This is a genomic window from Bartonella sp. AA83SXKL, assembly GCF_042196965.1.
Classification (GTDB): domain Bacteria; phylum Pseudomonadota; class Alphaproteobacteria; order Rhizobiales; family Rhizobiaceae; genus Bartonella.
In genome coordinates, this window is the sequence record NZ_JBHIRG010000057.1 from 1 (window position 1) to 3,446 (window position 3,446).

Here is a 3,446-nt window from a genome sequence, read left to right on the forward strand (position 1 = left end):
AGGCTGTCTTTTTATCATCTTTCCAAGAGGAATGAAAAGCATTCCGTATTGTCTCAAACGACTTATTTTGCGTGGTCGTATCCATCAAACCAACATAGAACAAAGTATTTGGTAAAAGGAGATAAGTTGGCAATTGAGGAACAACAGCTCTAATACCTAGCTCAAGCGGAACATCAAGCGACATAGGAAGATTAGATGAAGGTTCCAAAGCCTCAGAGGACTCAGAAGGCTTTGGTTCAACAGGGGCAGAAGGAGAAGGAACAGAATCCGGAGATGAAGTGTCCTCCGGAGCAGAGGGCTCAGATGGCAACGACATAGAAAGTGGATTGGGGCGTGGAGGATCCACAGGATCAGAGGACGTAGAAGAAGGAGGGTCAGATATCAACGACGTAGAAAGTGGATCGAGAGGTGGAGGGTCAACAGGAGCAGAGAACGTAGAAGAAGGAGAGTCAGATATCAACGACGTAGAAAGTGGATCGGGAGATGGAGGGTCAACAGGACCAGAGGACGTAGAAGAAGGAGAGTCAGATATCAACGGTGTAGAAAGTGGATCGGAAGGAGGAGGATCAACAGGACCAGAGGACGTAGAAGAAGGAGAGTCAGATATCAACGGTGTAGAAAGTGGATCGGAAGATGGAGGATCATCAGGACCAGAGGACGTAGAAGAAGGAGAGACAGATATCAACGACGTAGAAAGTGGATCGGGAGGTGGAGGGTCAACAGGAGCAGAGAGCGTAGAAGAAGGAGAGTCAGATATCAACGGTGTAGAAAGTGGATCGGAAGATGGAGGATCAACAGGACCAGAGGACGTAGAAGAAGGAGAGACAGATATCAACGACGTAGAAAGTGGATCGGGAGGTGGAGGGTCAACAGGAGCAGAGAACGTAGAAGAAGGAGAGTCAGATATCAACGATGTAGAAAGTGGATCGGAAGATGGAGGATTAACAGGATGAGATAATGAAAACGAAGAAGGTTTACCAAATGGACCATTATAAGAACCTATTCTAGAAGAAATATAAACCCCTTCGAGTCGGAAATCCCAAAAATCTCCCTCACCTTCCACTAATCTTTGCTTAGCATTCGCTTCTCCAAAAGGCGAACCTGGACCATAACCACGAATACGATATTGATAAGGAAAACCTTTCACCGTAGTATAATCATCATAACCATTGGCGAGTCGAAAAGAACCTGCCTGCGCTGTTCCAGCAACTTGAATGAGTGAAATGCTTTGATCTTTTCCCTCATGGACTTTTTTACTTGCATATTTTGGAAAATTTTGCACATGAATGAATGTCGTTCCAGAAACATCCCCATAGATCAATATGCGATCCGTCTTTTGGGGATTAAACAAACCCTCATCATTCAAAAATGCATTCAACCTAATCTGAGCGTTTCCCTCAGCACTGTAGACTTTTTTATCTTTTGATGCGAGAATTTTATCTCCTGCACCTATATCTGCTTTTTTTCCAATGCGTAGCGTTTGATAACCACTATCTTCATCAAAGATCAATGTGCTATTGGAAAGACTTAGAGAAGAAAGCGATGAAACAGATTCCTGTAAACCGTTGTATTTACTTTTAGTAAGATACCATTTTGAATAACGAATTAATTCTAAATCAATAACCGATCTACCCTCAACACGCGTACCTCCTGTAAGAGAGGAAGCGTTTGCTTTCACCAATAGAGAAGCATTATTTCCAGCTTTTAGCAACAAATCACCAGAGATTTTTGTTTCATCCGATAATTCAAGAGTGCCTTTTACTTCATAGTCTTTATTCCCCTTCGCATAAATCGCAATCCCGTCTGGAACTGTCATATTTGTCTCTGATAAATAAACAAATGCCCTCCCCGTGATAACTTTTTTGGTTTCTAAAATTTTTTCATCATCTCGTTGCCTCAACATTTTAGCAAATTCTTCTGGAGCTAAAACATTAAAGCACAGTCCATATACTCCCTCACCCTGAACAGAAATATTGTTTTTTTCTATCTTAATATTTGTATTCTTAAAGCCATCTGGTGAAATATATTTTTGAATTAACTTACCATTATCATTTACATAACCTGAAAAGTTTTTCATCAAGAATGCATGCATATGGTTCAGCTGAATAAAATTGTTTTTCAAATGAACGTCACCACCTTGAAAAACCTCAAAAGCTTCTGGCAATACCCCCATAGCTCCATCACCATCTGTTAAAGTTTCCTCCCTCCTTCCTTGCCCCGTAATCCCCATAGTATCAAGAAGATAGCGCCCCCCAAATCGAGTTGAAAATGAGCCAATCTGGTTAAAATCAACGGTACCGTCTGTCATTTTAACCATTGCATCAAAACCACTCATAATACCGATCCCTTTTACATTCAAATTATCTGGCTCAATATTGATATTCACACTCACTAAAGCAATATCCGTTCCTCTCCCCCATGCATAAATAGCATGTGAAGTCCCCTTAATTTCCCCTACTGTCATGCTAATAACGGCATTTTGAGCACGAAGAGCAGGTATATTCTTAAAATCTGAAGCTATTAGATTAATTTTTCCACCATTTCTTACATACGCCCCATACGCAGATATTTTATCTGGATCATCGCCAAAAACTGTTATCTGAGAGGCATTAACAATAGTGCCTGCTTTTTCTACATATATAGCTGCAATAGGTGCAATATGAGCAGACGTCTCTTGAGAGCTTTTTAAGTAATAGACTTTATCTGCAAGAAAGTGTGTTTTTCTATCATCGCATTTATAAAATGCCCCTCCTGCATCACTTGAAGATCCTGCAGCATTAACATACGTAACCTGCAAAAAATAAAGAATAGCTGTTGTAACGTTGCATAAAAATACATATTTATGAAATACATAAATCATAACTCTTGCCGCCTCCTATTCCCCTACTTCTATTCATTGAAGAATAATATCTATATTTAAGATAATAAATTTCTCAAAATACAATAAATATAAAATGAAATATTTAATTTAATACTTAATATAACACTATATACTTATATATAAGTTACTATATAGTTTATGTATCGCTAGAAAAGGTGGCGCAATCCAGCAGAGAAACTCGTTCCAGAAAAACCAATTTTCTTAAATCTATGCTGATAAGTGACATCTCCACGAAGAGAAAGTTTTGATGAGAGACGGGCATTAAACCCAACCCCTGCTTCCAAAGAAGAACCAAAGGAACCTAACTGAAAATCGTTTTTAAAAGAAACGAATTGCTTATCTTCAAAACTATGCAAATAAGAAAGCTTACTATAAAAAGAAACTTCACGTCCCTCTTCCACAACACCTAACGTCTTGCTTAAACACCCACCAATACGCCCCACCCATTGATGAAATTTTCCTAAATCCACATCAAGGTTATCAATATCACGCGCCTGATTAAACTGAAGATGCTGATAAACAACCTGAATCTGCGGATCAAAAACAACACCTTTATACCCTGTTG

The 3,446-nt window shown here is 39.4% G+C and carries 2 protein-coding genes; both read right to left on the bottom strand.

Annotation, left to right across the window (positions count from 1 at the left end):
• The coding region (locus tag ACFINO_RS09375; RefSeq protein ID WP_375655535.1) for an autotransporter outer membrane beta-barrel domain-containing protein at window positions 1–2,860 on the bottom strand (2,860 nt) is incomplete at its 3' end.
• Between the two features lie 167 nt (window positions 2,861–3,027).
• Window positions 3,028–3,446, bottom strand: a 419-nt coding sequence (locus ACFINO_RS09380; protein WP_375655537.1) for an autotransporter outer membrane beta-barrel domain-containing protein, incomplete at its 5' end; no start/stop codon positions are given.